This window comes from Aeromonas sp. 600479, from assembly GCF_049175515.1.
Lineage (GTDB): Bacteria > Pseudomonadota > Gammaproteobacteria > Enterobacterales > Aeromonadaceae > Aeromonas > Aeromonas veronii_A.
On record NZ_JAAKVF010000003.1, the window covers coordinates 214537 to 237100 of the forward strand.

At 59.4% G+C, this 22564-nt stretch carries 17 protein-coding genes; 12 read left to right on the forward strand and 5 right to left on the reverse strand.

Going from position 1 to position 22564, the window contains the following annotated elements; genetic code table 11:
• Positions 1-54 precede the first annotated feature (54 nt).
• Positions 55-291 carry a hypothetical protein gene (locus G5149_RS05535; RefSeq protein WP_069554587.1) on the reverse strand — a complete coding sequence of 79 codons (237 nt, stop codon included), beginning with the start codon at positions 289-291 and terminating at the stop codon, positions 55-57.
• Positions 292-599: 308 nt separating this feature from the next.
• Here G5149_RS05535 and pykF point away from each other — a divergent pair, with 308 nt between their 5' ends.
• The 3 genes from pykF to G5149_RS05550 all read left to right on the forward strand — a co-directional run bounded on the left by pykF (position 600) and on the right by G5149_RS05550 (position 6607).
• Positions 600-2012 carry a pyruvate kinase PykF gene (gene pykF / locus G5149_RS05540; RefSeq protein WP_337072349.1) on the forward strand — a complete coding sequence of 471 codons (1413 nt, stop codon included), beginning with the start codon at positions 600-602 and terminating at the stop codon, positions 2010-2012.
• Positions 2013-2162: 150 nt separating this feature from the next.
• On the forward strand, positions 2163-5492 hold the full coding sequence (mscK, locus tag G5149_RS05545) for a mechanosensitive channel MscK (protein ID WP_005359039.1): 3330 nt from the start codon (positions 2163-2165) through the stop codon (positions 5490-5492).
• A 182-nt stretch (positions 5493-5674) separates the two neighbouring features.
• A complete protein-coding gene (locus G5149_RS05550) occupies positions 5675-6607 on the forward strand; it encodes a sensor domain-containing diguanylate cyclase (protein ID WP_337072350.1) in 933 nt (310 codons plus the stop codon).
• Between the two features lie 99 nt (positions 6608-6706).
• Here G5149_RS05550 and crr read toward each other — a convergent pair whose 3' ends face one another.
• The 4 genes from crr to cysK all read right to left on the reverse strand — a co-directional run bounded on the left by crr (position 6707) and on the right by cysK (position 10701).
• The gene (gene crr / locus G5149_RS05555; RefSeq protein WP_216953167.1) at positions 6707-7216 is read right to left on the reverse strand and encodes a PTS glucose transporter subunit IIA; all 510 of its coding nucleotides are present in this window, start codon (positions 7214-7216) and stop codon (positions 6707-6709) included.
• A gap of 44 nt (positions 7217-7260) precedes the next feature.
• A complete protein-coding gene (gene ptsI, locus G5149_RS05560; protein WP_421211940.1) occupies positions 7261-8988 on the reverse strand; it encodes a phosphoenolpyruvate-protein phosphotransferase PtsI in 1728 nt (575 codons plus the stop codon).
• 46 nt (positions 8989-9034) lie between these two features.
• Positions 9035-9292 (reverse strand): HPr family phosphocarrier protein, encoded by a 258-nt coding sequence (locus G5149_RS05565; RefSeq protein WP_005338266.1) that lies wholly within the window; start codon positions 9290-9292, stop codon positions 9035-9037.
• Between the two features lie 440 nt (positions 9293-9732).
• Positions 9733-10701, reverse strand: coding sequence for a cysteine synthase A (gene cysK, locus G5149_RS05570; RefSeq protein ID WP_181269038.1), 969 nt, complete (start codon positions 10699-10701; stop codon positions 9733-9735).
• 159 nt (positions 10702-10860) lie between these two features.
• On the opposite strand from cysK, the gene G5149_RS05575 reads away from it, so the two are divergent.
• From G5149_RS05575 to exeF, 9 genes are all read left to right on the forward strand, one after another.
• The gene (locus G5149_RS05575; RefSeq protein ID WP_216977277.1) at positions 10861-11703 is read left to right on the forward strand and encodes an AAA family ATPase; all 843 of its coding nucleotides are present in this window, start codon (positions 10861-10863) and stop codon (positions 11701-11703) included.
• A gap of 3 nt (positions 11704-11706) precedes the next feature.
• On the forward strand, positions 11707-12870 hold the full coding sequence (locus G5149_RS05580) for a vWA domain-containing protein (RefSeq protein WP_421211943.1): 1164 nt from the start codon (positions 11707-11709) through the stop codon (positions 12868-12870).
• A gap of 54 nt (positions 12871-12924) precedes the next feature.
• The gene (locus G5149_RS05585; RefSeq protein ID WP_337072352.1) at positions 12925-14046 is read left to right on the forward strand and encodes a beta-ketoacyl-ACP synthase III; all 1122 of its coding nucleotides are present in this window, start codon (positions 12925-12927) and stop codon (positions 14044-14046) included.
• A 377-nt stretch (positions 14047-14423) separates the two neighbouring features.
• Positions 14424-15992 (forward strand): ExeA family protein, encoded by a 1569-nt coding sequence (locus tag G5149_RS05590; RefSeq protein ID WP_421211945.1) that lies wholly within the window; start codon positions 14424-14426, stop codon positions 15990-15992.
• Complete coding sequence (gene exeB / locus G5149_RS05595; RefSeq protein ID WP_421211947.1) at positions 15992-16678, forward strand: GspB family T2SS assembly factor variant ExeB; 687 nt, start codon at positions 15992-15994, stop codon at positions 16676-16678. The genes G5149_RS05590 and exeB overlap by 1 nt, the downstream gene beginning before the upstream one ends.
• Before the next feature lie 221 nt (positions 16679-16899).
• On the forward strand, positions 16900-17739 hold the full coding sequence (exeC, locus tag G5149_RS05600; RefSeq protein ID WP_421211949.1) for a GspC family type II secretion system variant ExeC: 840 nt from the start codon (positions 16900-16902) through the stop codon (positions 17737-17739).
• Between the two features lie 21 nt (positions 17740-17760).
• A complete protein-coding gene (gene exeD / locus G5149_RS05605) occupies positions 17761-19803 on the forward strand; it encodes a GspD family T2SS secretin variant ExeD (protein ID WP_216978321.1) in 2043 nt (680 codons plus the stop codon).
• Entirely contained in the window at positions 19803-21308 is a 1506-nt protein-coding gene (gene gspE, locus G5149_RS05610) for a type II secretion system ATPase GspE (RefSeq protein ID WP_216978320.1), read from the forward strand. The genes exeD and gspE overlap by 1 nt, the downstream gene beginning before the upstream one ends.
• 1 nt (position 21309) lies before the next feature.
• Positions 21310-22530, forward strand: a complete 1221-nt coding sequence (exeF, locus tag G5149_RS05615) for a GspF family T2SS innner membrane protein variant ExeF (protein ID WP_005347516.1) — start codon at positions 21310-21312, stop codon at positions 22528-22530.
• Positions 22531-22564 lie beyond the last annotated feature (34 nt).

A 22564-nucleotide genomic window follows, 5' to 3' on the forward strand; every position in this document is an offset into this window, starting at 1 on the left:
AATGGTTGATAATTTCACGCCTTCACGACCGGTAAGCAGCAATAGATATCAAGGCTAAGGAGCATCCGGCAGTGGTCGGGCTGCACGAAGCGCCATCCGGGTCGCTGCACTGTGATCCTGCCACTCTCGCCACGCCAATCCCTCGGCGGCCGCCTCCCCTTTCACCGGATGGGAGAAGATCGCCAGCAGACCGGCATTGTCAGGCCAGTAGCGGGCTGGCAGTGTCTGAACCAGCAGCAGGGCGGCGCCCAGCAAGAGCAGAGCCCATCCGGTTTCATGGCTGTTTTTCATCCCTGCCTCCTTCACCCACGCGCCAATGAACTAACATTTTTGCGCAAGCCGGTGACAAGACGGTGACAGCGGACGGGTGGTCATTTTACAACATCTGAACCTCAACCCGGCCAAACAACCACAGATGGCAACATTTGTATCCCTTCAGCCCGAACCTGTGGCCGTACGCTCTAAAATGTGACTCACAGGAAAACGTTATCCCTGAAAAGAAAACGTTATCTGGTCAAAACGTTGTTTCTGGATCATAAAAAGATTCCAAAAACTGGTGTATATTGCTCGGCGGAAATTCCTTAACCATGAAGATTGACATGAAAAAGACCAAAATTGTCTGCACCATCGGTCCGAAGACCGAATCCAAAGAAATGCTGGCCAAAATGCTGGACGCCGGCATGAACGTCATGCGCCTGAACTTCTCCCACGGTGACTACGCCGAGCACGGCAGCCGCATCAGCAACCTGCGCGCTGTGATGGCCGAGACCGGCAAGCACGCAGCTATCCTGCTGGACACCAAGGGTCCGGAAATCCGTACCATGAAGCTGGAAGGCGGCAACGACGTCTCCCTGGTCGCTGGCCAGACTTTCACCTTCACCACCGACCAGACTGTGGTTGGCAACAAAGACAAAGTGGCCGTGACCTATGCAGGTTTCGCCAACGATCTGCGCGTCGGCAACCGCATCCTGGTTGATGACGGCCTGATCGGTCTGGACGTTATCGAAATCACCGAGCGCGAAGTTATCTGTAAAGTGCTGAACAACGGTGATCTGGGCGAGAACAAAGGCGTTAACCTGCCGGGCGTCTCCATCAAGCTGCCGGCCCTGGCCGAGAAAGACAAGCGCGACCTGATCTTCGGTTGCGAGCAAGGCGTTGATTTCGTTGCTGCTTCTTTCATCCGCAAGAAAGAAGACGTTCTGGAAATCCGTGAGCACCTGAAAGCCCACGGTGGCGAGAACATCCAGATCATCTCCAAGATCGAAAACCAGGAAGGTCTGGACAACTTCGACGAGATCCTGGCTGTTTCCGACGGCATCATGGTTGCTCGTGGCGACATGGGTGTAGAGATCCCGGTTGAAGAGGTTATCTTCGCCCAGAAGATGATCATCGCCAAGTGCAACAAAGCCCGCAAAGTAGTTATCACTGCTACCCAGATGCTGGACTCCATGATCAAGAACCCGCGTCCGACCCGCGCCGAAGCTGGTGACGTGGCCAACGCCATCCTGGATGGTACCGACGCAGTCATGCTGTCCGGTGAGTCCGCCAAGGGTAAGTACCCGCTGGAAGCCGTGACCATCATGGCCACCATCTGCGAGCGTACCGATGCCGTGATGCCGTCCAACCTGTCTGCTGCCAACGACAGCAACAAGCTGCGCATCACTGAAGCCGTATGTAAAGGCGCGGTAGAGACCTCCGAGAAGCTGGACGCCCCGCTGATCGTGGTTGCTACCGAAGGCGGCAAGTCTGCCAAGGCCATTCGCAAGTACTTCCCGAAAGCCTGGATCCTGGCTATCACCACCAACAAGAAAACTGCTGCCCAGCTGGTTCTGACCAAGGGTGTGGTTGCTCACGTGGTTGACAGCATCGCCTCTACCGACGATTTCTATCGCATCGGTAAAGAAGCCGCGCTGGAAATCGGCATGGGTCTGAAAGGTGACGTGGTTGTGATGGTCTCCGGTGCTCTGGTACCGAGCGGCACCACCAACACCGCTTCTGTTCACGTTCTTTAATCAGAGCTGAACGAGTTGAAAACGGCGCCTGCGGGCGCCGTTTTTTTTGTCCCTCCCCCCTGCTTACCTGACAAGCCCGGTGTTAGAATCCACGCGAATTTAATCTATGCGGGAAATCTCCCGAATATCGCGTAATAACCCGGAAGTTATATGCCCTCAATACGTTTTAAAAGAGTCTCGGCCACCCTGTTGCCGCTGCTCTGTCTCCTTGCCAGCCTCTGCGTGCCGCAAGCCATGGCGCAAGATGTCCCCTCTCGCAACGCAGTTCAGCGAGCGCTGGATGGTCTGGGTAAATCAGAGACCCTGACCGTCAGTCAGCAAGCGGATCAGAAGTTGCTGACCGAAACCCTCGGTCTGCTCGACAGCATCGACAAGGAAGAGGCGAAGGCCAAGACCCAGGCCCAGCGGATCCGCAACCTGCCCACCGAACTCAGAGAGATCAGCGCCAAGCTCGATGCCCTGACCAAGGGCAAGAGTGCCGAGCAGATCAAGAGCGAATACGCCAGCATGAGTCTGGCAGAGCTCGACAGCCGTCAGCCGGAAGTGCTGGCCAACATGCAGGCGGCCCAGGAGGCCCTCGGCGCCATCGGCAGCCAGCTCACCAGCTTGCAGACCCTGCCGGAGCGGGCCCAGGCCAGCATGAGCCGTGCCTACCAGCGCAGTCAGGAGATCCGTACCCGCCTCAACGCCGGTGAAAGCGTCTCCAGCGCCGAGAAGATGAAGCTCGGTGCCGAGCTGGCCCTGCTCGACCTGCAACTGGCCCACCTGCAAAAGGAGCTGGATAACCGAACCAGCATGCAGGATCTGGCGATCAAGCAGCGCGACTACCAGAGTGCCCGTCTCGCCAGCGAAGAGCAGAAACTGCAGCTGTTGCAGGATCAGAGCAGCGCCAAGCGCCTCGGCGACACAGAAAAAACCGCCGAGCAGACCGGTGAACTGGTGGCGACCGAAGACAGCCCGCTGGTGCAAAAAGAGCAGGAGCTCAATCACCAGCTCAGCCAGCAGCTGATCGGTGCCACCACCAGCCTCAACTCGCTGGTACAGAAAAACCTGCAAGCCAAGAGCTGGCTGGAGCGCGGCATCCAGACCGAGCGCAACCTCAATGAACAGGTGCAGATGCTCAAGGGCAATCTGCTGCTGTCACGCATCCTCTATCAGCTCTATCAGCAGCTGGAGGCAGCCCCCACCATCGCCGTCAAAAACCTGGAAGAGCAGATCGCCGATCTGCATCTGGCCCAGTTTGAACTGAGCCAGCAGCGTGACCAGCTGTTCCAGAAGAACCTCTATCTGGACAATCTGATCGCCGGCAGCAAGGATCCGGTCAGCGAGGAGGACAAAGAGAGCCTTGCCAAGCTGCTCGACACCCGTATCAATCTGCTCGATCAGCTCAATCGCCAACTCGACAGCCAGCTCACCAACGCCATCAGCCTGCAGCTGACCCAGCAGCAGCTGGCGCGGGTCTATGCCTCTATCGAATTTACCCTGCAGCAACACATCTTCTGGGTAAGCAGCAACAAGCCCATCGACAGCAAGTGGTTTATCAGCTGGCCCGCCCAGGCCTACAAACAGGCCTCCGACTGGGTATTGAAACCGGACTGGAAACGCTGGCGCGAAGAGCTGCTGGGGATCTCCCTGCTCGCCTTCCCGCTGCTGCTGATCGGCGGCCTGCTGGTCTGGAAACGTCCGGCGCTGGTTGAGCGCGAGAAGAAGATCACCAAGGACCTTGGCCGTTTCCGTCAGGATAGCCAGTGGCACACCCCGCGCGCCCTGCTCTATACCGTGCTGCAACGCTTGCCGGGCAGCATGTTCATTCTGGCTGGCGGTCTGCTGCTCACCTACTGCGGTCTGCTCAGTCCCAAGCTGATGTTCCAGATCACCCTGAACCTCGCCCTCGGTTATCTGGTGTTCAGCGTCTATCTGGCGGTGATGCGCCCGGGCGGCATCGCCGAAACCCACTTCCGGATCCCGAAAGCGGAGCTGCAGGCCAAGCGCAACAGCATGCGCTACATCTGGTTGCCACTGCTGCCGCTCATCATGCTCGCAACCAAGGCGGTGGTTGAACCCTCCACCCTGGGCAACGACGTGATCGGCCAGGCCATGACCCTGACCCTGCTGGGGCTGGCCGCCTATCTGGTGTTCCCCATCTCCCGCGCCCGTATCAAGGGCGAGGCGAGCATGCAGAAGTCGCTGATCGCCATCGCCTTGGCGCTGGCACCGGTGGCGCTGATCGTGCTGGCGGTGCTCGGTTACTACTACACCGCGCTGAAGCTGACCGGTCGCCTGATCGAATCCTTCTACCTCATCATCATCTGGAGCCTGGTCTACCGCACCGCCCTGCGTGGTCTGGAGCTGGCTGCCCGTCGTCTGGCCTACCGCCGTGCGGTGGCCAAGCGTGAGCACAAATCTTCGGAAGATGCGGAAGGGGGCGAGTCCATCGAAGAGCAGCCCATGGATCTGGAGGATGTCAGCCAGCAGTCCCTGCGTCTGACCCGTACCGTGCTGATGCTGATCTTCGGCGTCGCCTTCTACTGGCTCTGGTCCGATCTGGTCGCGGTCTTCTCCTACCTCGACAGCATGGTGCTGTGGCACCGCAGTGAAGGCACAGGCGCCAACGCCGTGCTGTTCCCCATCAGCCTGAGTGACGTGCTGATCGGCTTCCTGCTGCTCGGCGGTGCCTGGTCACTGGCACGCAACCTGCCGGGCTTGCTGGAGGTGCTGGTGCTCTCCAAGCTCAACCTAGCTCAGGGGACTGCCTACGCCATCACCACCATGCTCAACTACGTGCTGATCGGCTTCGGCTCCCTCACCGCTCTCTCCATGATGGGCGTGCAGTGGGACAAGCTGCAGTGGGTAGCGGGTGGTCTGTCAGTCGGTATCGGTTTCGGCATGAAGGAGATCCTCTCCAACTTCGTCTCCGGCATCATCATCCTGTTCGAGCGTCCGGTGCGGATCGGTGACACCGTCACCATCGGCTCCTTCTCCGGTACCGTCTCGCGGATCCGCATTCGCGCCACCACCCTGACCGACTTCGACCGCAAAGAGGTGATCATCCCCAACCAGCAGCTGATGACAGAACGGCTCATCAACTGGTCGCTGAGTGACACCGTCACCCGGGTGATCGTGCGGGTGGGCGTAGCGTATGGATCGGATCTCGAGCTGACCCGCACCCTGCTCAAACAGGCGGCCGACGAAAACAGCCGCGTGCTGAAAGACCCGGCTCCCATCGTCTACTTCCTCACCTTTGGCGCCAGCACCCTGGATCACGAGCTGCGCTTCTTCGTGAGCGAACTGGGGGATCGCAACCCGGCGGTGGACGAGTTGAACCGCAAGATCGACCAGCTGTTCCGCGAGAACGGCATCGAGATCGCCTTCAACCAGATGGATGTCTACATCAAGAACATGCAGGGCGAAGAGCAGAAGGTGGAGTCAAACTCCGCCGCTCTGCCGCCGCCCGCAGAAGATGGCAAGCAGCCAGCCTGATAGCGAACTGCACAGTTCTGATGACAACAGCCGCTCACCCAGGTGAGCGGCATTTTTATGTTCCCGTTGCCACGACCGTCCACTCAGGCAACCGCCGGAGAGTGATAAATGAGTTTACCCGCTGCGGTCTCTCACCTAATGTAGGCTGACGAACGGGAGAGCAGGGAGCCGCGTTTTCGCCCATGGATGACCAACAACTAGAGCACATTCTGTTTCGCTCCTTTGATGTGATCCCGCTCCCAATCCTGGTGTCCGAGTCGACAGCCAGCCAGGGTCATATGTCACCCGACCGGATCCCCCTGCGTCGCCATCTCTTCCTCAACAGGGCCTTTCGCGAACAGCTGGGCTATGAGCTGCACGATCTGCCGGACATGGAGAGCTGGTTTCACCTCGCCTATCCCGATGAGAGCTATCGCAACTCGGTAATTCAGGCTTGGCATAACCAGATAGAGCAGAGCCTGCACCATGGACTGGAGGTCGCCGAGATGCCGGCGCTGATCCGATGCAAGAGTGGCCACTCTCGCTGGTTTATCGTCACCGCCCAGCTGGGGGCAGATGCCATCCCGGATAGCCATATCGTCACCTTTCGCGATATCCACGACCTGCAATGCATGGTAGAAGAGGTGAGCCGCCTCTCCTGCACCGATCCCCTCACCGAACTGACCAACCGGCGTGGCGCCCAGCAACAGCTGCAGGCTCTCTGGTTGCAGGGCCAGCTCCTCTCGGTGGTGTTGGGAGATATCGACCATTTCAAGCAGGTCAATGACCGCTACGGCCATCCTGCGGGCGATGCCGCACTCTGCGCCGTCGCCCATGCCATGGCGGGCCAGTTGTTGCCCGGGGAAAGCCTGGCCCGTTGGGGCGGAGAGGAGTTCCTGCTGATCCTGCCTGGTTGCGATATTGAACAGGCGGCACGGCGCGCCGAACAGCTGCGCCAGCATGTCAGTACCACCCGCTTGCCATGGCAAGGAGAACAGATCGCGCTAACCATCAGTCTGGGGTGTGCCAGCATGAAGGGTCAGGAGAGCATCGACTATCTGCTGATGATGGCAGACCGGGCCCTTTATCAGGCGAAGGAGCAGGGACGTAACCGGGTGGTCATCTCGGCACAATAGCCTGATAGCCAGAAAGGGAAGCTCGCACGCAACCATAAAAAAACCGAAGCACCAGGCTTCGGTTTTTTACTGCGGCAACTGGCATAGGCCAGCCGACCATTACTTCTTGATGCGGATAACCGGAGTCTCGCCCACGGTCACGGCACCAGTCATCTTCACCAGCTCTTTGATCTCGTCCATGTTGGAGATGACCACCGGAGTCAGGGTAGACTTGGCTTTTGCTTCCAGAACGGCCAGATCGAATTCGATGATGGTATCACCGCGCTTGACCTGCTGGCCTTCCTGAGCGATACGCTTGAAGCCTTCGCCTTTCAGTTCAACGGTGTCGATACCGAAGTGAACGAACAGCTCGATACCAGAGTCGGACTCCAGAGAGAACGCATGGTTGGTCTCGAAGATTTTGCCGATGGTGCCGTCGCACGGAGCAACCATCTTGTTGCCAGCCGGCTTGATGGCGATGCCGTCACCCACGATCTTCTCGGCGAAGACAACGTCAGGCACATCTTCGATCGGCACGATTTCGCCAGACAGCGGAGCAAAGATTTCGATGCCGCCGGTATCAGCGCTATCGTCGGACACCAGTTTCTTCAGTTTGTCGAACAGACCCATAGTAAAAGCTCCTAAAGATGATTTGTCGCTGTTTGCAGCCGATCTTAGCAGACTGCCTTCTGCTTGATAAAGTTATCTACGCACGCTTCGATTTCAGCAGCGGTGGCAAAGCTCAATGCCTGGTCAGCCATTGCCTTCACATCTTCGAAGCTGGTGTTGCGGATAAGCTTCTTGATACGCGGTACAGAGATGGCGCTCATGGAGAACTCATCCAGACCCATACCCAGCAGCAGCAGGGTGGCGCGCTCGTCACCAGCCAGTTCACCACACATACCGGTCCACTTGTCTTCGGCGTGGGACGCATCGATAACCATCTTGATCAGGGTCAGGACGGAGGGTGACAGCGGGTTGTACATAGCGGAGATCATCTCGTTACCACGATCGACAGCCAGGGTGTACTGGGTCAGGTCGTTGGTACCGATACTGAAGAAATCCACTTCCTTGGCCAGATGATGAGCCATCACGGCAGCGGCCGGGGTCTCGATCATGATACCCACTTCGATGGATTCATCAAAGGCTTTGCCTTCGGCACGCAATTCGGCTTTCAGCGTCTCTACGGTAGCTTTCAGGCTACGGAACTCTTCGACAGAGATGATCATCGGGAACATGATGCGCAGTTTGCCGAAGGCAGACGCACGCAGAATGGCCCGCAGCTGAGCGTGCATGATGTCTTCGCGGTCGAAGAAAATACGCACGGCACGCCAGCCCAGGAAGGGGTTCATCTCTTTCGGGAAATTCATGTACGGCAGCTCTTTGTCGCCGCCAATGTCCATGGTGCGCACGATGATCGGCTGATCCGGCATCGCTTCGGCCACTTCTTTGTAGGCTTTGAACTGCTCTTCTTCGGTCGGCAGCGCGTCACGATCCATGAACAGGAACTCGGTACGGTACAGGCCCACGCCTTCGGCGCCATTGCGGATGGCACCTTCGGTATCCTTGACGGTACCGATGTTGGCGCACACTTCGACCTGGTGACCATCCAGCGTGATGGCTGGCAGATCTTTCAGCTTGGCCAGCTCATCTTTCTCGGCCTGGAACTGAGCCTGGAACTTCTTGGCTTCGGTCAGCTGTTCAGCGGTCGGATTGATGATGATCTGGTTGTTGATCGCATCCAGCACCAGCATGTCACCGTTCTTGACGCGCTCGGTGATGTCGTTGGTGCCTACCACGGCCGGCAGCTCCAGGGAGCGGGCCATGATGGAGGTGTGAGAGGTACGGCCACCGATATCGGTGACGAAACCCAGCACATATTTCAGGTTGATCTGAGCGGTTTCAGACGGGGTCAGGTCTTTGGCGACCAGGATCACCTCTTCGTCGATGGTGCTCAGGTTGACAACGGCGATGCCCAGCACGTTCTTCACCAGACGGGTACCGATGTCACGGAAGTCGGTGGCGCGCTCGCGCAGATAGGGGTCATCCAGCTCGGCCATCATCTTGGCGTACTGCTCGATCACCTCATAGATGGCTTTGTCGGCGGATGCCTTGTTCTCTTTGATGAAGGATTTGATATCCCCTTCCAGCTCCTCATCTTCGAGCAACATGATGTGGCCTTCGAAGATGGCCTCTTTTTCCTCACCGAAGGTGCGACCGGCCATCTCTTTGATGGCTTCCAGCTGGGCAGCTGACTTGGTACGAGCTTCGAGGAAACGGTTGATCTCGGCATCAATCTGATCAGCAGAAATTTTGCCCTGATTGATAACGATTTCATCTTCTTTAAGAAGAAGCGCCTTACCGAATGCGATACCGGGGGACGCAAGAATGCCAGATATCATAATCCTTCCTATTAAAACGACTGTGGGGGAGGAATCTAAAGCTGGATTACTCCAGCTCGTCCATCAGGGCAACCAGCTTCTCAACAGCTTGCTGGGCATCCGGGCCGTCAGCCTGGATGGTTACGTTGGTGCCCTTGGTCAGGCCCAGGGTCTGCAGCTTGAACAGGCTCTTGGCGCTGGCGGACTTGCCACCGGAGACCACAGTGATCTCGCTTTGGAATTCTTTGGCTTCTTTCACGAACTGAGCTGCCGGACGGGTGTGCAGGCCGTTTTCAGCAGTAATAACAACAGACTTCTCGTACATGGTTTCACCCCATATTATTGATATTTTTTGGTGGATTGGTCGTTTTTGAAGCAACCTGACCCACCGTGTCAGTATGGATATGTTGTAAAGTAACGAAAGCAGACCCGCAATGGTTTAATCCAGGTCAAGTTTCTGTGCAGTAATCGGCGCGCTGGTTGGCAATTTTCAGTTATTGGGCTACAAGCCGCATCAGGACTGGCCTGAAATTATTTTATAACGAAAAATAACACTTTGTTACTTTGTGATACCCAGCCAGCAAACACCGCGTGACGCCGCACAGGATATGAGATTTAGAGCGGAATGTCTGCTTTTTTTCTCACTCCGGAACTTGTTATTTTACCCCAAAAAATAAGGATCAAGTGACACTATCAGGGGTTGAGTCTAGCCCATAAAGAAGCGGCGCTCTTGGGAGCGCCGCTGTTTTGAAAGATTCCGATCAGTTACTGCTGCAGTTCCTGCTCGCTGAACACCCCGGCAAACAGGGCGCTGGAGAGGTAACGCTCCGCCGCACTCGGCAGGATGACCACAATGGTTTTGCCCGCAAATTCCGGCAGCTCGGCCAGACGGCTGGCAGCCACCACCGCAGCACCGGAGCTGATACCGGCCAGGATCCCCTCCTCCTCCATCAGGCGGCGAGCCATCTCGATAGCTTCGTCACTGGTCACCTGCTCGACCCGGTCAATCAGGGAGAGGTCGAGGTTGCCCGGGATAAAGCCGGCGCCGATACCCTGGATCTTGTGGGGGCCCGGTTTGATCTCTTCACCGGCCAGCTTCTGGCTGATGACCGGCGACTCGGCAGGTTCGACCGCAACAGAGACCACCGCCTTGCCCTGGGTCTTCTTCAGGTAGCGGGAGACACCGGTAATGGTGCCGCCGGTACCGACCCCGGCCACGAACACATCCACCTCACCGTCAGTGGCATCCCAAATCTCGGGGCCAGTGGTCTTTTCGTGGATCTCCGGGTTGGCTGGGTTTTCAAACTGTTGCAACAGCACGTATTTGCCCGGCTCGGACTCGAGGATCTCGTTGGCCTTGGCAATGGCGCCCTTCATGCCGAGCGGCCCTTCGGTCAGCACCAGATTGGCACCGAGCGCCTTGAGCAGCTTGCGGCGCTCCAGACTCATGGTTGCCGGCATGGTCAGGGTAATGGGATAGCCGCGAGCAGCCGCAACAAATGCCAGAGCAATACCCGTGTTGCCGCTGGTGGGCTCGATGATCTCCTTACCCTTGGTCAGGATGCCACGCTTCTCGGCATCCCAGATCAGGTTGGCGCCGATCCGGCACTTGACGCTGAAGCTGGGGTTGCGGCTCTCGATCTTGGCCAGCACGCGGCCTTTGGTAACACGGTTGAGACGAACCAGCGGGGTGTGACCGATAGTCTGGCTATTGTCCTCAAAAATTTTGCTCATGGTGCTATCCCTGTGTTTGTTACGACGATGAAACAAGATTACCCTGTGGTTTCTGAATGAGAAGTGACTATTCGTTATAACCATATGGTATTACAACATATAGAGCTTATTCTCTCTGGCCCCTGACTCTGGGCGCCAATCGTCAAAGGAACCGACGTTATGGGATTTTCAGGAAGCAGCCAGTATCTCGCCTCCGATGCATTGAAGATGGCAGTCAATGCCGCCATCACCCTCGAAAAACCGCTGCTGATCAAAGGGGAGCCGGGCACCGGCAAGACGGTGCTGGCGGAAGCGGTCGCCAATCATCTTGGCACCGATCTCATTGCCTGGCATATCAAGTCCACCACCAAGGCCCAACAGGGACTCTACGAATATGATGCGGTGGCCCGGCTGCGCGACTCCCAGCTCGGCGATCCCAGAGTGGCCGATATCAGCCACTACATTCGTAAAGGCAAGTTGTGGCAGGCCTTCAGCGCCGAGCAGCGACCTGTGCTGCTGATCGACGAGATCGACAAGGCCGACATCGAATTTCCCAACGATCTGCTGCTGGAGCTGGATCGGATGGAGTTCGATGTCTACGAGACCGGCGAACGAGTCAAGGCACGCCAGCGGCCGGTGGTCATCATCACCTCCAACAACGAAAAAGAGCTGCCGGATGCCTTCCTGCGCCGCTGCTTCTTTCACTACATCCGCTTCCCCGACAAGGCCGAGATGCAGGCCATCGTCAAACTCCACTACCCCGACCTCAAGGAGAGCCTGCTTGGCGAGGCAATGGAGCTCTTCTTCGAGCTGCGCGAGGTAGAGGGGCTGCGCAAGAAGCCCTCCACCTCGGAGCTGCTGGACTGGATCCGCCTGCTGCTGGCCGACGATATCGCCCCCGAGGCAATGCGTGCCCGCGAGCCCGGCAAGCTGGTGCCCGCGCTATATGGCGCCCTGCTCAAGACCGAGCAGGACCTGCATCTCTTCGAGAAGCTCGCCTTTCTGGCCCGGCGCGGCAGCTGACCCATGCTGATCGACTTTTTTACCCACCTGCGCCGCCACAAGCTGCCGTGCAGCCTGCGTGAGCTGCTGGACTTGCACGCCGCACTGGCTGCCCGGCTGGTCGCTGTCGATATGGAGGAGTTCTACCAGCTCTCCCGCTGCCTGCTGGTAAAAGACGAGGCCCACTACGATCGCTTCGATCGCGCCTTCGCCGAATACTACGAGGGGCTGGAAGCCATCCCCCTGCTGCCGGAAAGCCTGCCCGAGGAGTGGCTGCGCAAGGAGTTCGAACGGCTGTTGAGCCCAGAGGAGAAGGCACAGCTCAAATCCCTCGGCGGACTCGACAAGCTGCTGGAAACCCTTACTCAGCGGCTGAACGAGCAGAAAGAGCGCCATGCCGGTGGCAACAAGTGGGTAGGGACCGGTGGCAGCAGCCCGTTTGGTCACGGCGGTTTTCACCCCGAGGGAGTCCGCATGGGTGGAGAGGGGCTGCATGGCAAGGCGGCCAAGGTGTGGGAGGCCAGACATTATCGCAACTTCAGCGACGACTCACCGCTTGGCCAGCGCGCCATTCAGCTCGCGCTGCGCAAACTCAGACGCTGGGTGCGCAAAGGCAATCCCGACGAGCTGGATCTCGACGACACCATAAAAAGTTCTGCCCGCCAGGGCTGGCTCGATGTGAAACTGCGGCCCGAGCGCCACAACGGGGTGAAGCTGTTGGTTTTCTTCGATGTGGGAGGCTCCATGGATGCCCACGTGGCCGAGGTGCAGCGCCTCTTCTCCGCCCTGCGCCACGAGTTCAAGCATCTGGAGTACTTCTATTTTCACAACTGCCTCTACGACTTCGTCTGGAAGGATAACGAGCGCCGCTTTGAGGAGCGGTTCGATACCCTGCGGCTACTGCGCACCTACGGCAGCGACTACCGGGTGATCCTGGTGGGGGATGCCACCATGGGCCCCTACGAGATCACCTGGCCAGGCGGCAGTGTCGAGCAGTGGAACGAAGAGTCGGGTCAGGTGTGGCTTACCCGCTTGCAGCAGCACTTTCCCAAACTGGTGTGGATCAACCCCACCCCGCGCCGGGAGTGGCTCTGGCATCCCTCCATCAAGCTGATGAATGACGTGGTTGGCGGGCGAATGCATCCGCTGACCCTGGCGGGTCTCGCTGCGGCGATCGACCAGCTGTAACCCTCTCTACCCTATAAACCGACAAGCCGGGAACGCACCCGGCGAGGAGCAAAGATGACCTCTATCGTGATCAGTGGCTCAGGCCTCTATACCCCACCCTTTGCCGTCAGCAATGAAGAGCTGGTGGCTGCCTTCAACCAGTATGTGGATCTCTACAACGAGGAGAACGCCTCTGCCATCGACGCCGGCCAGCTCCCCGCCAAGCAGCACTCCAGCTGCGAGTTCATCGAGAAGGCCTCCGGCATCAAGAGCCGTTATCTGGTGAGCCGCGAGGGGGTGCTCAACCCCGATATCATGCAGCCGCTGCTGGCGGAGCGGCCCGATGAGATGCCCTCCATCATGGTGGAGATGGCGGTGGCCGCCGCCGAGCAGGCGCTGATCGCCGCCGGTCGCGAGCCCGGCGAGATCGATTTGGTGATCGTGGCCGCCTCCAACATGCCGCGCCCCTACCCGGCGCTGGCTATCGAGCTGCAGCACTATCTGGGGGCGAGCGGCATGGCCTTTGACATGAACGTGGCCTGCTCGTCCGCCACCTTCGGCATCAAGACAGCCGCCGACATGCTGGCGGCTGGCACCGCCAATGTGGCGCTGGTAGTCAATCCGGAGATCTGCTCGGGGCACCTCAATTTTCGCGATCGGGATAGTCACTTTATCTTCGGCGATGCCTGCACCGCGGTGCTGCTGGAGCGGGAAGCCGATTGCAAGGTGGCCAATCCATGGCAACTGGTGGCCAGCAAGCTGGTGACCCAATACTCCAACAACATCCGCAACAACTTCGGCTTTCTGAACCGGCTGAGCCCGCGCACCCGCTACGGCGACGACAAGCTGTTTCGCCAGCAGGGGCGCAAGGTGTTCAAGGAGGTGTTACCGCTGGTGTGCGACCAGATTGCCAACCAGCTCGACGAGCAGGGCTGGCCCGCCGAGAGCCTGAACCGGCTCTGGCTCCATCAGGCCAACCTCACCATGAACCAGTTCATCGGTCGCAAGCTGCTCGGTCACGATGCCAGCCAGCAGGAGGCGCCGATCATTCTCGACAGCTACGGCAACACCAGCTCGGCAGGCTCCATCATTGCGTTTCACCTTCACAACGGTGACCTTCCTGCCGGGGCCCGCGGCGTCCTCTGCTCGTTTGGTGCCGGTTACTCCATCGGCAGTCTGCTGCTACAACGACAGTAACAGAGTGCGCGGGGAAAATGGCCCGCGCCCTGCACTCTGGTTGGGGCTTGGTACTGTTTCGCCACTAGCCCCTCTCCCAGCCCCCCTTGCGAGAGGAGAAGATGGGCATAAGAGAGTGGTCAGACCATAACTATTGACCCGAAAACGCCAGAACACAGTGACAACGGATACCGACAAGCCATTGATGAAAAACTTATTTTTCAGATTCGTTGCAATTTTTGAGTACCATGGTGCAACGGGCCGCTATCTGGATCACAAGATGACAGGAAAAGGCGGCAATTTGTCATCCTTTGCTAATGATGGCTTCCAATGAATTCGAGGTTTGCTATCATCCGGAGACATTTCTAATCTGTCGCCGGCTACAAAAGAATCCCCTCATGTACACACAGTTCTTCGGCCTATCTGAACCGCCCTTCTCTATCTCGCCCAATCCCAAATACCTCTATATGAGTGAGCGCCACGGCGAAGCCCTTGCTCACCTCAACTACGGATTGCAGGATGGCGGCGGCTTTGTGCTGCTGACCGGCGAAGTGGGCACTGGCAAAACCACCGTCTCCCGCTGCCTGTTGCAGCAGTTGCCAGCAGAGACCGAGATCGCCTACATCCTCAACCCCTCCCTGACCGAACGGGATCTGCTGGCCGCCATCTGTGACGAGTTTCAACTCCCCTACCCCGCCGAGGCCGGGATCAAGCAACTGTTCGACCTGATCCGCGACCACCTGCTGGCCAACCTGACCGCAGGCAAGCGCAGCGTGGTACTGGTGGATGAGGCCCAACATCTGTTGCCCGGGGTATTGGAGCAGTTGCGTCTGCTGACCAACCTGGAAACCGACGAGAAAAAACTGCTGCAAATCGTGCTGATCGGCCAACCCGAACTGCAACAGATGCTGCGCCTGCCCCTGTTGCGCCAACTGGCCCAGCGCATCACCGCCCGCTACCACCTGCTGCCCCTCTCCGCCACCGATGTGGATGCCTACGTCCGCTTCCGGCTGCAAGTAGCCGGTTGTGTGCAGCCCATTTTTACCCCCAGAGCGATCCAGACGCTGCATCGGCTCTCCGGCGGCATTCCGCGCCTGATCAACCTCATCTGCGATCGCGCCCTGCTCGCAGCCTTCGCCCGTGGCAGCTACAAGATTGTCCACAGCGATATCAGCCAGGCCGCCTTCGAGGTCAATGGCGTTCGGGACGAAGGGAGCTGGGCCTCCGGTCTGATGGTGACGCTGGCGGGCGCCCTGCTGGTGGCCGCAGGCTGGTGGGGCTGGCAATTTTTCGGCGTGTTCCCCACCCGTCCGGTAGTCAAGGTCGAGGTACCAGTCACCATCGACGAAACCGCCGAGCAGCAGGAGCAGCTGACCGAGGCGATCAATCAGGCCATCGACCCCGACAGCGCCATGCAGAATCTCTATCGGGTCTGGGGTTATGAACCGGAACCGTTCGAGGCAACATGTGACAACGCGCCCCGTGCCGGTCTGCGCTGTCAGGAGGGAGAGGCAAGCCTCGACGAGCTGCGCGCCCTGCAGTATCCCGCCATGATCACGCTCACTGACCAGAATGGCGGTCTCTATTACGCCACCCTGGTCAATCTGGGGCCAAGCAAGGCCAGCCTGATGATCGGCAACCAGAGCTGGCAAGTGGATCGCCAGTGGCTCACCGACAACTGGGGTGGCAGCTATACCCTGCTCTGGCGCATGCCGAAAGGGGGCGTCAGCCTGATCGCCAGCAATGCCGGACAGACCCAGATCCAGTGGCTCGACAACGCCCTGAGCCGAGCATTGCAACAACCCGAACGCAAGGTGCGCCGTTTCGATGGCGAGCTCAAGACCAAACTGCAGCAGTTCCAGCGGGATCAGGGGCTCACCCCTGATGGCATCGCCGGCAGCAACACCCTGCTGCGGCTCAACGCTCTCTCCGGCGAACCCATGCCAAGACTGGAGGAGGCCTCCTGATGTCTACCCTGCTCAATGCTCTGCGCCGTGCCCAGCAGCCTTCGCAACAGAGCCATATTCCCGCCATGGGGCTAGCAGTAGCCCGCGAAGAGACGCAACCCGCGCGCCGTATCGGCTGGCTGCTGGCCCCCCTTGCCCTGCTACTGGGGGCGGGTGCCAACTATGGCTGGCATCTAATCCACCTGCGTCCCATCGAGGAGAAGGTGGAGGTAAAAGAGGTGATTGCCTCCCCCTTCGTGCGGGTTGAGCCCAAGGCGATGGTGACCCGTCCGCTGCCCCCGCCCCTGCCGGAACCTGTGGTGCAGCAGCCCAGGGTTGCTGCGGCTGCCAGCAATCCGGCAACCAGTCGACCGACCTTGGCCGAACAGCTGATGCGCGCCCTCAACGAAACACCGCTGCAACAGGAATCGGGTACAGTTCCCCAAGGCGTGCAGCCGGCCCAGCTGATGTCGCTGAATGCCGCTCCGCTTTCGGTTCGCCAGCAAGTGCCCGCATTCAGCTATGGCTCCCATGTGTTCTCATCCAATCCGGCCAAGCGGGCCGTGGTGCTCAATGGCCGGGAATATCGGGAAGGAAGCGAAATCGCCCCCGGAGTCCTGCTCGCCACCATAGACCAGCAGTACATTGTGCTGCAGGTCGGAGGCCAGAGCGTAACCCTCAAGGCGTTGCAGGATTGGCGAGGGTGAGTACGCACCTGTCCCTGATGATCGCTGGCCAGCAGGATGCGCCTCACCTGAGTGACACTTTTATGAGCATTCAAAGGGTTACGGTGTGATGAAATATCCATTTTTACAGTTTGGTGTGCCCGGACCCGTTGTGTCACAGCACGCAGCCGTACACAATACGCAGCCGCCCCAGAACCTGGAATTTGTTGATTAATATGACGCTACGATTCAGGGATGACATCTTGACCCTGCTGCTGGCCCGGTGCCGGCAGCTTCCTTTGACTCACGTCACTGGAGTGTTCTTTCTGGCGCTGCTGTTGATGCTGGCACAACAGAGCGCAGCACTCACCTGGCGCTTGCTCACCCTGGCAAACCCGCAATCCAGCCAGCCGTGGCAACCTTCCACCGTAGCGGTCAGCGGCCAGAGCAGCCCGCGCCTTGAGCTGGATGAGGTAAGCCGACTGGCGCTGTTTGGCAAGGCGATCCCCAAGGCGCAGGCCAAAGCCGCAGTGGCCGCCAATGCGCCGCGTACCCAGCTCAATGCCCAACTCAACGGGGTGCTGGCCAGCTCAGATCCATCCAAATCCATCGCTATCATCGCCATGTCCGGCATCCAGAACTCATATGGTATTGGCGACATGATTGACGGCACCCAGGCGCGGATCCGGCAGGTCTATCCGGATCGGGTGATCATCGAGCGGGATGGCCGCGACGAGACCCTGATGCTGGATGGCGAGGAGTATGGCAAGCCGCTGCCGCAAACCAACTCTGCTCCTCTTGGCTCCCTGCGCAGCGAGCTGATGGCCGACCCGGGCAAGATCACCGATTACCTCAATATTTCACCGGTTCAAGTGGATGGCCGCATGACCGGCTATCGCCTCAACCCGGGCCCCCATCCGGAATTTTTCAACCAGAGCGGGCTGCAGGCCAATGACCTGGCCATCAGCATCAACGGGCTGGATTTACGGGACAACATGCAAGCCATGCAGGCGATGCAGCAGCTGGCTGGCGCAACGGAAATGACAGTGACCGTCGAGCGACAGGGCGAACAGTTCGATGTCTATGTGCGCTTGTCAGAATAATGATTTGGAGTCGTACCAATAATGACAACTAAAGGGAAAGGCTGGCGTCTGGCCACTATCGCAGCGGCACTGATGATGGCGGGCTCAGCCTGGGCCACCGAATACTCTGCCAGTTTCAAGAACACCGACATTGAAGAGTTCATCAATACGGTGGGCAAGAACCTCAATAAAACCATCATCATAGAGCCTTCGGTGCGCGGCAAGATCAACGTGCGCAGCTACGACCTGCTCAACGAGGAGCAGTACTACCAGTTCTTTCTGAGCGTACTCGACGTCTACGGCTTTGCCGTGGTGCCGATGGATAACGGCGTGCTCAAGATACTGCGCTCACGGGATGCCAAGACCTCCGCCATTCCGGTGGTGGATGGCAGCAACCCGGGCATGGGCGACGAGATGGTGACCCGGGTCGTGCCGGTGCGCAACGTCTCGGTGCGTGAACTGGCTCCCCTGCTGCGCCAGCTCAACGATAACGCCGGTGGTGGCAATGTGGTGCACTACGAGCCCTCAAACGTGCTGCTCATCACCGGCCGCGCTGCCGTGGTCAATCGTCTGGTGGAAGTGGTCAACCGGGTCGACCGTGCTGGCGATCAGGATGTGGACATCATCAAGCTCAAGTTTGCCTCGGCGGGCGAGATGGTTCGCTTGGTGACCAACCTCAACAAGGATGGCAATCCGCAAGGAGGCACCGCCTCCCTGCTGCTCTCCCCCAAGGTGGTGGCTGACGAGCGCACCAACTCGGTGGTAGTGAGTGGAGAGCCGAAAGCGCGCGCCCGCATCATCCAGATGGTACGCCAGCTCGACCGTGACCTGCAGAGTCAGGGCAATACCCGGGTCTTCTATCTCAAATATGGCAAGGCCAAGGACATGGTCGATGTGCTCAAGGGGGTCAGCTCCAGCATCGAGGCCGACAAGAAAGGGGGTGGCAGCGCAGCCGCTACCAGTGGCGGCAGTATCGGCGGCGGCAAGCTGGCCATCTCGGCCGACGAGACTACCAATGCTCTGGTCATCACCGCCCAACCAGACGTGATGGCCGAGCTCGAACAGGTCATCGCCAAGCTCGACATCCGCCGCGCCCAGGTGCTGGTAGAGGCGATCATCGTCGAAATGCAGGATGCCGATGGCCTCAACCTCGGCGTCCAGTGGGGCAATGCCAATGGCGGCGGTACCCAGTTCACGAACACAGGGCTCCCCATCACTGGTGCCATCGCCGCGGGCAAGGATTACCAGAATGGCAAGACCGATGGTGCTGCCAAGTTGCTAGAGAGCTTTAACGGGATGGCTGCCGGTTTCTATCACGGCGACTGGGCCATGCTGGCGACGGCGCTGGCCTCCAATACCAAGAACGATATTCTCTCCACCCCGAGTATCGTCACCATGGATAACAAGGAGGCCTCCTTCAACGTCGGTCAGGAGGTTCCGGTCCAGAGCGGATCACAGACCTCCACTACCAGTGATCAGGTGTTCAGCACTATCGAGCGCAAGACAGTGGGCACCAAGCTGACGGTCACGCCGCAGATCAATGAAGGGGATTCGGTGCTGCTCAATATCGAGCAGGAAGTCTCGAGCGTGGGTAAACAGGCAACAGGAACAGACGGTCTGGGACCCACCTTCGATACCCGTACCGTCAAGAACTCCGTGCTGGTAAAGAGTGGCGAAACCGTGGTGCTGGGCGGCCTGATGGATGAGCAGACCAAGGAGGAGATCTCCAAGGTACCACTACTCGGCGATATCCCGGTACTGGGCTATTTGTTCCGTTCTACCGCCAACAGTACCTCCAAGCGCAACCTGATGGTCTTTATCCGGCCCACCATCTTGCGCGATGCGGACGTCTACTCCGGCATCTCCAGTAACAAGTACAGTCTGTTCCGCGCCGAGCAGCTCAATGCGGCCTCGCAGGAGGGCTACCTCACCTCCCCCGCCCGTCAGGTATTGCCCGCCTACGGTCAGGATGTGATGGTATCACCCGAGCTGCAAAAAGAGATTCAGAAGCAGATCAACGAGATGCAGAACAGACAGCAGAGCGCCGTCGAAACCACCACCCCCTTTGTGCAGAGCCGTCCCTGATGAGTGCCTACCATCTTGACGGCGGCGAGTTGCCGCCCCCGCTGCCGGAGCTGCCCTTCGCCTTTGCCCGCAATTTCGGGGTGATCCTGATTGAGCGGGAAGGGGCACCTGTGTTGCAGTGCCGCCCCGGCGTAACCCCGCAAGCCCTGCTGGAAGTACGGCGGGTAGCCGGTTGCCGCTTCGCGGTAGAGCAGCTCGACAACGAGTCCTTCGAAGAGCTGCTGATGGCCCACTATCAGCGCGACTCCTCCGAGGCACGTCAGCTGATGGAAGATCTCGGCAACGAGATGGACTTCTTTGCGCTGGCCGAAGAGCTGCCCCAGAGCGAAGACCTGCTGGACGCTGATGACGACGCCCCCATCATTCGCCTCATCAACGCCATGCTGAGCGAGGCGATCAAGGAGGAGGCCTCAGATATCCATATCGAGACCTTCGAGCGGGCACTGGTGATCCGGTTTCGCATCGATGGGGTGCTGCGGGAGATCCTGCGTCCCCATCGCAAGCTGGCCTCACTGCTGGTCTCGCGGATCAAGGTGATGTCGCGGATGGACATCGCCGAAAAGCGGGTGCCGCAAGATGGCCGCATCTCGTTGCGCATCGGCGGCCGCGCCGTCGACGTGCGGGTCTCCACCATGCCGTCCAGCTACGGCGAGCGGGTGGTACTGCGTCTGCTCGACAAGAACACCATTCGCCTCGAGCTCAAGCAGCTCGGCATGACGGCGCGCAACCGCAGCATCATCAGCGAGCTTATCCGCAAGCCCCACGGCATTATCCTGGTCACCGGCCCGACCGGTTCAGGTAAATCCACCACCCTCTATGCGGCGCTCTCCGAAATCAACTCTCGGGATCGCAACATTTTGACGGTGGAAGACCCCATCGAATATGACCTCGAAGGAGTGGGCCAGACCCAGGTCAACAGCAAGGTAGACATGACCTTCGCCCGCGGCCTGCGCGCCATTCTGCGCCAGGATCCGGATGTGGTGATGGTGGGGGAAATCCGTGACCTCGAGACCGCCCAGATCGCGGTACAGGCATCCCTCACCGGTCACCTGGTGATGTCGACCCTGCACACCAATACCGCCATCGGCGCCATCACCCGGATGCGGGACATGGGGATCGAGCCCTTCCTGCTCTCCTCCTCCCTGCTGGCGGTGCTGGCCCAGCGGCTGGTGCGCACCCTCTGCCCCGATTGCCGCGCCCCGCGCCCGGCCACCGAGCAGGAGCGTCTCGCCATGGGCATCAAGCTGGAGCCGGATCAGCCTATCTGGCATCCGGTGGGCTGCGAACAGTGCAACCACACCGGCTATCGCGGTCGCACCGGCATCCACGAACTGGTGGTGGTTGACGAGGCGGTGCGTGAAGCCATTCACGGTGCCAGCGGCGAGATGACCATTGAACGGCTGATCCGCGGCCACACCCCCAGCATCCGCCGCGATGGCATCGACAAGGTGCTCAAGGGGCAGACCAGCCTCGAAGAGGTACTGCGCGTGACCCGGGAAGATTGAGATGGCGGCATTCGAATACAAGGCCCTCGATAACAAGGGGCGTAGCAAGAGCGGCGTGATGGAGGGCGACTCGGCCCGTCAGGTACGCCAGCTGCTGCGCGAGCAGGGGCTCACCCCGCTCGAGGTCAACGAGACCACCGAGAAGGCGAAACGGGAGGCAACCCGCTTCGCCCTGTTCCGTCGCGGTGCCAGCACTGCCGAGCTGGCCCTGATCACTCGCCAGCTGGCCACCCTGGTCGGTGCCGGTCTCACCATCGAAGAGGCGCTCAAGGCCGTGGCCGAGCAGTGCGAAAAGGCCCACTTGCGCTCTCTGGTGGCGACCGTGCGCAGCAAGGTAGTGGAAGGTTATTCGCTGGCCGACTCGCTGGGGGCCTTTCCCCATGTGTTCGACCAGCTGTTTCGCTCCATGGTGGCGGCCGGTGAAAAGTCGGGCCATCTGGAAAAAGTGCTCAACCGCCTCGCTGACTACACCGAGCAGCGCCAGCATATGCGCACCAAGCTGCTGCAGGCGATGATCTACCCCATCGTATTGACCTGCGTCGCCATCGGGGTTATCTCGATCCTGCTCACCGCCGTGGTGCCCAAGGTGGTTGCCCAGTTTGAACACATGGGTCAGCAGCTGCCGGGCACCACCCGTTTTCTCATCGGCACCAGCGAACTGATGCAGGCATACGGCCTCTGGTTCCTGCTGCTGATCTTCCTCGGCAGCTTTGTCTGGCGCTGGTGGCTCACCGACGAGAAGCGCCGCCGGCGCTGGCATCAGGTGCTGCTCGGCCTGCCGGTGATTGGCCGGGTCAGCCGCGGTCTCAACACCGCCCGTTTCGCCCGCACTTTAAGCATTCTCAACGCCAGTGCGGTGCCGCTGCTGGAGGGGATGAAGATCGCCGGTGAAGTGCTCTCCAACGACTTTGCCAGAATGCGCATTCTCGAGGCCGCCGAACGGGTGCGCGAAGGGACCAGTCTGCGCAAGTCGCTGACCGAGACCAAAATTTTCCCGCCCATGATGCTGCACATGATCGCCTCCGGCGAGCAGAGCGGCGAGCTCGACAGCATGCTGGAGCGGGCGGCAGACAACCAGGATCGGGAGTTTGAATCCCAGGTCAATATCGCCCTCGGGGTATTCGAACCCATGCTGGTGGTCTCCATGGCCGGGGTAGTGCTGTTTATCGTGATGTCGATCCTGCAGCCGATCCTCGAGCTCAACAATATGGTGAATATGTAAGTTTCCGGTGTTCGGTGATGCCGCTGGCGGCCCG

Bases quoted from the DNA above. Each gene is read 5' to 3' on its own strand.
- G5149_RS05535 (WP_069554587.1), bottom strand. From the start codon at position 291: ATGAAAAACAGCCATGAAACCGGATGGGCTCTGCTCTTGCTGGGCGCC.
- pykF (WP_337072349.1), top strand. From the start codon at position 600: ATGAAAAAGACCAAAATTGTCTGCACCATCGGTCCGAAGACCGAATCC.
- mscK (WP_005359039.1), top strand. From the start codon at position 2,163: ATGCCCTCAATACGTTTTAAAAGAGTCTCGGCCACCCTGTTGCCGCTG.
- G5149_RS05550 (WP_337072350.1), top strand. From the start codon at position 5,675: ATGGATGACCAACAACTAGAGCACATTCTGTTTCGCTCCTTTGATGTG.
- crr (WP_216953167.1), bottom strand. From the start codon at position 7,216: ATGGGTCTGTTCGACAAACTGAAGAAACTGGTGTCCGACGATAGCGCT.
- ptsI (WP_421211940.1), bottom strand. From the start codon at position 8,988: ATGATATCTGGCATTCTTGCGTCCCCCGGTATCGCATTCGGTAAGGCG.
- G5149_RS05565 (WP_005338266.1), bottom strand. From the start codon at position 9,292: ATGTACGAGAAGTCTGTTGTTATTACTGCTGAAAACGGCCTGCACACC.
- cysK (WP_181269038.1), bottom strand. From the start codon at position 10,701: ATGAGCAAAATTTTTGAGGACAATAGCCAGACTATCGGTCACACCCCG.
- G5149_RS05575 (WP_216977277.1), top strand. From the start codon at position 10,861: ATGGGATTTTCAGGAAGCAGCCAGTATCTCGCCTCCGATGCATTGAAG.
- G5149_RS05580 (WP_421211943.1), top strand. From the start codon at position 11,707: ATGCTGATCGACTTTTTTACCCACCTGCGCCGCCACAAGCTGCCGTGC.
- G5149_RS05585 (WP_337072352.1), top strand. From the start codon at position 12,925: ATGACCTCTATCGTGATCAGTGGCTCAGGCCTCTATACCCCACCCTTT.
- G5149_RS05590 (WP_421211945.1), top strand. From the start codon at position 14,424: ATGTACACACAGTTCTTCGGCCTATCTGAACCGCCCTTCTCTATCTCG.
- exeB (WP_421211947.1), top strand. From the start codon at position 15,992: ATGTCTACCCTGCTCAATGCTCTGCGCCGTGCCCAGCAGCCTTCGCAA.
- exeD (WP_216978321.1), top strand. From the start codon at position 17,761: ATGACAACTAAAGGGAAAGGCTGGCGTCTGGCCACTATCGCAGCGGCA.
- gspE (WP_216978320.1), top strand. From the start codon at position 19,803: ATGAGTGCCTACCATCTTGACGGCGGCGAGTTGCCGCCCCCGCTGCCG.
- exeF (WP_005347516.1), top strand. From the start codon at position 21,310: ATGGCGGCATTCGAATACAAGGCCCTCGATAACAAGGGGCGTAGCAAG.